The 7,840-nt window shown below is 70.4% G+C and carries 5 protein-coding genes; 3 read left to right on the plus strand and 2 right to left on the minus strand.

Features of this window, described 5'->3' with window-relative positions:
• Positions 1 to 27 precede the first annotated feature (27 nt).
• Entirely contained in the window at positions 28 to 3,855 is a 3,828-nt protein-coding gene (locus tag ACFWV3_RS40705) for a hypothetical protein (protein ID WP_382419292.1), read from the plus strand.
• Here the strand turns inward: ACFWV3_RS40705 and ACFWV3_RS40710 are convergent.
• Positions 3,803 to 4,726, minus strand: coding sequence for a LysR family transcriptional regulator (locus ACFWV3_RS40710; protein ID WP_382419293.1), 924 nt, complete (start codon positions 4,724 to 4,726; stop codon positions 3,803 to 3,805). The genes ACFWV3_RS40705 and ACFWV3_RS40710 overlap by 53 nt on opposite strands.
• Positions 4,727 to 4,799: 73 nt before the next feature.
• On the opposite strand from ACFWV3_RS40710, the gene ACFWV3_RS40715 reads away from it, so the two are divergent.
• Positions 4,800 to 5,693, plus strand: coding sequence for an EamA family transporter (locus tag ACFWV3_RS40715; RefSeq protein ID WP_382419294.1), 894 nt, complete (start codon positions 4,800 to 4,802; stop codon positions 5,691 to 5,693).
• On the opposite strand, the gene ACFWV3_RS40720 is transcribed toward ACFWV3_RS40715, so the two are convergent.
• A complete protein-coding gene (locus ACFWV3_RS40720; RefSeq protein ID WP_382419297.1) occupies positions 5,617 to 7,116 on the minus strand; it encodes a cobyric acid synthase in 1,500 nt (499 codons plus the stop codon). The genes ACFWV3_RS40715 and ACFWV3_RS40720 overlap by 77 nt on opposite strands.
• On the opposite strand from ACFWV3_RS40720, the gene ACFWV3_RS40725 reads away from it, so the two are divergent.
• Positions 7,115 to 7,825, plus strand: a complete 711-nt coding sequence (locus ACFWV3_RS40725; protein ID WP_382419295.1) for a hypothetical protein — start codon at positions 7,115 to 7,117, stop codon at positions 7,823 to 7,825. The two genes, ACFWV3_RS40720 and ACFWV3_RS40725, sit on opposite strands and share 2 nt — an antisense overlap.
• Positions 7,826 to 7,840 lie beyond the last annotated feature (15 nt).

A 7,840-nucleotide genomic window follows, 5' to 3' on the forward strand; every position in this document is an offset into this window, starting at 1 on the left:
CCCGAGCCGTCGTTCAGGCTCTAGATCATGGCCGCACGCAGGGAAGCCGAGGTCACCCACGCTCTCGCGGACGGCAAGCGCAAGGCCGCCGCACCCACCGTCGCGGGGAGTCCGCACGCCCTGCTCGCCCTGCAACGCGACGCGGGCAACGCCGCCGTCGGCGCGCTCATGGCCGCCAAGCAGAAGCAGCCGGACGAGGCGCACATCGACGCTGCCCTGAAAGAGGTCAAGCGCGGTGAGCCCGACATCGACACCGTCGAGAAGGGACTGAAGGCGGCGCAGACCGCGGGCGTCCCGGTGACGATGGAGGGCCCGAAGCCGCCCGCGTCCGCGCTGGCCGTGACGACGACGGGGTTCGGGCCGAACGCCGTGCAGCCCAAGAAACCCACGCCACCCGCGAAACCGGTGCCCGCGAAGTCGAAGCTGGGCACGGCAGGAGCGAAACCGGCGGTCAAGCCCGGTGGCGCGGCACCGAAACCGGCCGCCGCACCGGCCATTCCCGCCGTCGCCGCGGCGGACCCCGCGTTCGTGCAGGTGGCCGAGAAGGTCAAGGGCGTCGCGGTGGCCAAGAAGGCGCACCCGCCCGCCGCCGCGAAGGCCAAGGAGGCGCAGGACGCGGCGCAGGGTCCGAGCGACGACCTGGCCGGGCAGGCGAAGGCCGCCAAGGTCGACTCGATGGACGCGCAGCAGGCCGGGTCGTTCGACAAGCAAGCGTTCATCGCGGCCGTGAAGACCGCGATCGAGGCGAAGGCACCGAAGTCGTTGCAGGAGGCGACCTCCCCGCAGGGCAAGGCCGACGGGGTCGCCACCGAGGTCAAGGGCATGGTCTCGCAGGGCAAGGACGGCCAGGCCAAGGACATCGAGCAGGCCACCGACGCGCCACCGGACCAGTCGAAGGCCGTGCCGAAGCCCGTCACGCCGATGGCCGCCGAGAACGCCGGTGCCGCACCGGCGATCCCGGCTTCCGGCGCCGCGCCCAAACCCGTTCCGGCCGCGCAGACCGACCTCACGGCGGGCAAGCAGCAGGTCGCGCAGGAACAGGGCGACGTCACCGACGAACAGCTGCGCCACTCCAACGAGCCGCAGTTCCAGCAGGCCCTGGACGCCAAGCAGACCGCCGCCGCGCACGCCGACACCGCGCCCGGTCAGTTCCGCGCGCAGGAGCAGCAGGTGCTGGGCCAGGCCAAGACCGACGCGAACGCCGAGACGGCGACGGGTGTCGCCGGGATGCAGGGCGCGAAGGGCGCGGCGCTCGCGAAGCTCGTGGCGGACAAGGGGAAGACGAAGACCAAGGACGAGGCGAAGCGCGCCGAGGTCACCACCAAGATCCAGGGCATCTTCACGGCCACCGAGGCCGAGGTGAAGAAGATCCTCGGCGGCATCGACGCGAAGGTCGAGACCGCGTTCGCGACCGGCGAGGCGCAGGCGAAGCAGGCGTTCGAGTCGTTCGTGGCGGCGAAGGTCGGTGCCTACAAGCAGGACCGCTACAGCGGCTGGCTCGGCGGGTACCGGTGGGCCAAGGACAAGCTGCTCGGCATGCCGGACAAGGTCAACGAGTTCTACACCGCCGGCCGCGAGCTCTACCTCAAGCAGATGGACGGCGTGATCTCGCGCGTCGCCGACGTCGTGGGCGGCGACCTCTCCCTGGCCAAGCAGCGGATCGCGGCCGGCAAGGCCGAGATCGCCGCGTTCGTGAAGACGCTCTCCCCCGAGCTGCAGAAGGTCGGCGCCGACGCGTCCGCGGAGATCGGCGACAGGTTCGAGCAGCTCGAGAGCGACGTCAACGACAAGCAGAACGAGGTCGTCGACACCCTCGCCACCAAGTACACCGAGGCGAAGCAGGGCATCGACGAGCGCGTCGAGGCGTTGCAGGCGGAGAACAAGGGCCTGGTCGACGCGGCGCTCGACGCGGTCAAGGGCGTGATCAACACGATCCGCGAGCTCGCCGGAATGCTGCGCGACGTGCTCGCCCGCGCCGCCGGGGTCGTCGGCGACATCATCAAGGCGCCCGTCGAGTTCCTCGGCAACCTGGTCGCCGGGGTGAAGGGCGGCATCCTCAAGTTCAAGGACAACATCCTCGACCACCTGCGCAAGGGCCTGATGGGCTGGCTCTTCGGGGCGCTGGCCGAGGCGGGCGTCGAGCTGCCGGAGAAGTTCGACGTGCGCGGCATCGTCAAGCTGCTGGCGTCGATCTTCGGCCTGACCTGGTCGAACATCCGCAACCGGCTGGTGAAGCAGATCGGCGAGAAGGCCATGGCCGCCGCCGAGAAGGGCGTCGAGATCTTCCAGGTCCTGACGTCGCAGGGCGTCGCGGGCCTGTGGCAGATGCTGATGGACAAGCTCGGCGACATCAAGGAGACCATCCTCGAGCAGGTGAAGGACTTCGTCGTCACGAAGATCATCACTGCCGGCATCACCTGGCTCATCGGCCTGCTCAACCCCGCCGCGGCGTTCATCAAGGCCTGCAAGCTGATCTACGACGTCGTGATGTTCTTCGTGAACAACGGCAGCCGGATCATGAAGTTCGTCAACACCGTGATCGACTCGGTGGCGGACATCGTGCGCGGCAACGTGAGCGGCGTCGTCAACAAGATCAACGACGTGCTCGGCCAGATGGTCCCGATCATCATCGGCTTCCTGGCGAGCGCGATCGGCCTCGGCGGCATCGGCGCGAAGATCCGGTCGATCATCGAGACCCTGCAGAAGCCGGTGAACAAGGCGCTGGACTGGGTGATCAAGAAGGGGCTGACGCTGGCCGGTCCGCTCATCAGGGCCGCGAAGGGGGTCAGCGGCAAGGTGAAGGCAAAGGTGGCCGCGGGCAAGGCCTGGGTGAAGGACAAGGCCGACTCCGCCAAGGCGAAGGTGAAGAACTGGGCGGCGGCCGTCCCCGCCCTCTTCGGGTTCCAGGGCGGCGGGGAGTCGCACAAGATCTGGATCGAGAAGACCGAGGCCCGGCGCGTGATGGTGGCGAGCACGCCGACCGAGGCGGGCGTGCTGCTCGACCACTACTCGGCCCAGGTCAACGGGTTCCCCGGCGACACGGCAGCGCAGCGCGCCAGGCGCACCGAGTTGCAGGGGCACGTCACCACCGCCCGCTCACGGCTGCAGAACCTGACCACCGACGTGAAGATGCCCTACGACGAGCGTGACACGTTCAACCACAAGAACAGCCTGGCCCGCAAGCAGTCCGCGCTCGCGGGCAGCCTCAAGACCGTCTTCGACGCCGTTCACCGGGAACGGATGGCGCTCGCCGGGAGGGTCCCCGCCTACACGACCGGTTCGGGCAAGCCGGCGGCCGGAAGTGTCCGCTGCGTGGCGACCTTCCTCGTCGACTGCGCGCCCGGCCAGCAGCCCTATCCCAGCAGTGGCGGCAGGCCGGCGGGCACCGAGACCGACACCAGGACGGTGCGCGAGCGGGAGCGACGCGAAGCACACCCGATGGATCGCGAGGACAGCAAGAACACCGGCCAGACGGGCGGGTTCGTGATCGGCTCCCCCGCCTCCGCCCAGCACGCCGAGCTGCCGCTGGAACTGGTCAGCCGCGCCACAGGTGACGCGACCGCGGAGTCCCACGCCGAGGCACGGGTGCTGACCCAGATCACGTCGTTCGTCGCACAGGACCCGACCTGGGCGGCACGGGTCCGCACCATCCAGGTCAACATCTCGCACAGCCCCTGCCCGAGCTGCACGCGACTGCTCCTGGACCTGCGCGCGCTCCTGCAGAACTCCAGGCTCCGCCTCTCCGTCGTGCAGTGGGGTGCGCCCTACGACTGGGGTCCGACGCCCACCACACCGCAGTCGCTCAGCGCGTTGCGCGCGAAGTACCGGACGCTCGGCCCGATACCTGGCGGATGACCTCGAGGGTCGCGGTGATCGCGGGCCGCCGCGACGCCTGTGTGCGCCACACCGCGTACAACCGTCGCGTCGGCGTCGGCCGCAGCGGCACCGTCACGACGCCCTCCGGCACCTCGCCCCTGCCGAGCCGCGGGATCAGCGCGACGCCGATCCCCTTGGCCAGCAACGCCATCTGCGTCCGGTACTCGCTGATCCGGTACGCCACCACCGGTTCGATGCCCGCGCCGTGGAACGTGCGCTCGAGCCAGTCGAAGCAGATCGACCCCTCGACCTGGCAGATCCACCGCTCGCCGGCCAGGTCGACGGGTTCGAGGAACTCCTTGCGCGACAACGGGTTGGTGACCGGGATCAGCACCTCGGCGACGTCCTCGCCGATGAACGCGCGCGACAGCGACTCCGGCACCGGCAGCGGCGTGTTCGCCCAGTCGTGCACGATCGCCATGTCGAGCTCGCCGCGGGCGACGGCCTCGGTGGCGTACGGCGGGTCGATCTCGGTCAGCCGCACGTCGAGTGCGGGGTGCTGTTCGCCCAAGCCCACCAGGACGTCCGGCAGGAGCCCGCGCGCGGCCGTGGCGAACGCGCCGAGGCACAGGCGGCCGATCGCGGCGCCGCGTTGTTCCTCCAGCGCCACCTCGGCCTCCTCGACGAGCTTGAGGACCTGGCCCGCGGTCTCGGCGAGCAGGTGGGCGGCGTCGGTCAGGCGGACGCCGCGGCCGTTGCGTTCCAGCAGCGTAGTGCGGGTCTCGCGTTCGAGCTTCGCGATCTGCTGCGAGACCGCGGACGGCGTGTAGCCGAGCACGTCGGCTGCGGCGCCGACCGTGCCGTACGTGGCGACGGCGTGCAGCGCCTTCAGCCTTCCCAGATCGAGCATGTAGCGATGCTAAACCCATAACCTAAGCAATCGGAACTGGTGCTAAACAGTCGGCACGCGCAGGCTGAGCCCCATGAGTCCCCGTCACGTCCTGCTCGCCGTACTCGTCGCCGCCATCTGGGGCTTCAACTTCGTCGTGCTCAAGGTGGGCCTCGACGAGTTCCCGCCGATCCTGTTCTCGGCCCTGCGGTTCCTCGCGGCCGCCGTGCCCGCCGTGTTCTTCGTGGGACGGCCGTCGGTCGCGTGGAAGTGGGTCGTCGCCGTCGGGCTGGTGCTGGGCGTCGCGAAGTTCAGCCTCCTGTTCATCGGCCTCAGCGCGGGCATGCCGGCGGGCCTGTCCAGCCTGGTGCTGCAGAGCCAGGTGATCTTCACGGCGGTCTTCGCCGCCGTCGTGCTGCGCGAGCGGCCCAAGCCCGTGCAGATCACCGGGATCGCGCTGGCCGTCGCCGGCATCGGGCTGATCGCGTGGGACTACGGGCTGTCGTCGCCGCTGCTCGGGTTCCTGCTGGTGATCGCGGCGGCCGCGTGCTGGGGCGTGTCGAACGTGCTGATGCGGTACGCGCGGCCGGCGGACACGCTGCGGTTCATGGTGTGGGTCAGCGCCGTGGCGGTCCTGCCGCTGTTCGCGCTGTCGGCGTTGACCGAGGACATGTCGGCGCTGGGCCGCCTCGACTGGGCCGGGGTCGGCGCCATCGGGTACGTCGCGTGGATCTCGACGCTGCTCGGGTTCGGCGTGTGGGGGTTCCTGCTGCGCCGGTACGAGTCGTCGGTCGTGGCGCCGTTCTCGCTGCTGGTGCCGGTGTTCGGGATGTTCTCGGCGTGGGCGTTCCTCGGCGAGGACCTGACGGTGCTGCGCGCCGCCGCGGGCGGGGTGGTGCTGCTGGGCCTCGCTATCCCGCAGTTCGCGGGGCGCCGGGCGGCACGAACGGAAGTCCTGCCGGAGCCCCTCGTTCCAGCAGGTCGATGACCGCCTTCGTGTCGAGGTGATCCGCGACCAGGTCGCCCAGCAGGTCCAGCTGGGCCTCGCGGGCGGCCTGGAAGCTCACCTCCGCGGGCACGAAGTCGCGGCCCGACCGGTCCGCCGCCCAGCGCAGGAACTTGCGCCGGAACGCGTCGTTCTCCAGCAGGCCGTGCCAGTGCGTGCCGAGGACGCGGTCGGTCTCCGCACCCTCGTCGCCGACCAGCGGCCGTTCGGTGCTGCGGACGACCTGGCCGTGGTGGATCTCGTACCCGGTCACGGGTTCGTCCCACGCCGTTCCCGACGGGGTGGCCAGGGTCTTGCGCGACTGGAAGCGGATGTCGACGTCGAGCAGGCCGAGCCCGTCGACCACGCCGCTGCCCGACTCCACGTCGTCCTCGATCGTCTTCGACAGCATCTGGAAACCACCGCAGATGCCCAGGACCGGTCCGGCGAAGCGCTGGACCGCCTGCGCCAGACCGGTGTCGCGCAACCAGCCGAGGTCGGAGACGGTGGCCTTGGACCCCGGCAGCACCACGAGATCGGCGTCCGCCAGCCGCGAGGGCTCGGTCACGAACCGCACGGAGACACCGGGTTCGCACGCCAGCGCCTCGACGTCGGTCGCGTTCGAGATGCGCGGCAACCGGACCACGGCGACCCGCAGCCAGTCCCGCACGGGCGGCCGCGGACGGCCGATCACACCGTCCGCGTTGTAGGACAACGAGTCCTCGGCGTCGAGCCAGAGTTCTTCGCGCCACGGCAGCACCCCGAGCACCGGCCGTCCGGTCAGTTCCTTCAACTGCCGCAAGCCGGGTTCGAGCAGACGTTCGTCACCGCGGAACTTGTTGACGACGAAGCCGGAGACCAACGCCTGGTCGGCCGCGTCCAGCACCGCAACCGTGCCGAAGAGGTGCGCGAACACCCCACCCCGGTCGATGTCGCCGACCACGAGCACCGGAAGGTTCGCCCGCGTCGCGAGCCCCATGTTCGCGATGTCGTTGGCGCGCAGGTTGATCTCGGCCGGCGAGCCCGCGCCCTCGCAGACGACGACCTCGTGGTCGTGGCGCAGGCCCTCCAAAGTGGACAGCACGGTGTCGAGCAGGTGCTGCTTGCGGTCGCGGTAGCTCAACGCGGAGACCTCGCCGACCGCCTGCCCGAGCACGACGACCTGCGACGTGCGGTCGCTGCCCGGCTTCAGCAGCACGGGGTTGAACCGCACGCTGGGCTCCTGGAACGCGGCCCGCGCCTGCACCGCCTGCGCGCGGCCGATCTCGCCGCCGTCGAGTGTGACGAACGAGTTGTTCGACATGTTCTGGGCCTTGAACGGCACGACGTCCACGCCCTGGCGTGCCAGGAAGCGGCACAGACCCGCCACGAGCACGCTCTTGCCCGCGTCGGAGGTCGTCCCACAGATCAACATCGCGCCCCGCATGGACGCCAATGCTGCCATCATCACGGGCATGGTCACCGTCGTGCTGATGCACAGCCCGTTCCTCGGCCCGTCGAGCATGCGCCCGCTCGCCGACGAACTGGCCTCCGACGGGGTGGCCGTCCTGCTCGTCGACCTGCAGATGACGATCAACGAGGCCCCCGTCCACCAGCGGCTGATCGGCGCCTTCGCGGACGCGCTCGACGACGCGGGGGTGGCGGACGAGCTGGTCCTGGTCGGGCACAGCGGCGCGGGCCCGTTGCTCCCCGGTTTCGCCGACGCCCTCGAACTGGCCGTCACGGGTCTGGTGTTCCTCGACTCCGACCTCCCCACGCCCGGCAGGTCGTGGCGCGAGACCGTCGACCCCGCGCTGGTCAGCCAGGTCAAGGCCTCGGTGCGCGCCGGCAAGCTGCCGCGCTGGGACCGGTGGTTCCCCGAGGACCCGCTGAAGCTGGTGCCCGCCGGCCTGCGCGAGGAGATGCGCGACGAGGCGCCCGAGGTGCCGTGGGAGTTCCTGAAGGAGCAGCGCCCGGTCGTCGAGTGGTCGGGACCGTGCGGGTACGTGCTGCTGTCCCCCGTCTACGAGGAGGCGGCGGCGAAGGCGGAGGAGCTGGGCTGGCCGGTCGAACGCGTCGAGTCGCACCACCTGGCGGGCGCGACGTCGCCCCCGAAGGTTGCGGCCGCGCTTAGGTCGGTCGTCAGACGGGTGTGACGCCTCGCTATACGA

It is taken from the genome of Lentzea sp. NPDC059081, assembly GCF_042738015.1.
Taxonomy (GTDB): domain Bacteria; phylum Actinomycetota; class Actinomycetes; order Mycobacteriales; family Pseudonocardiaceae; genus Lentzea.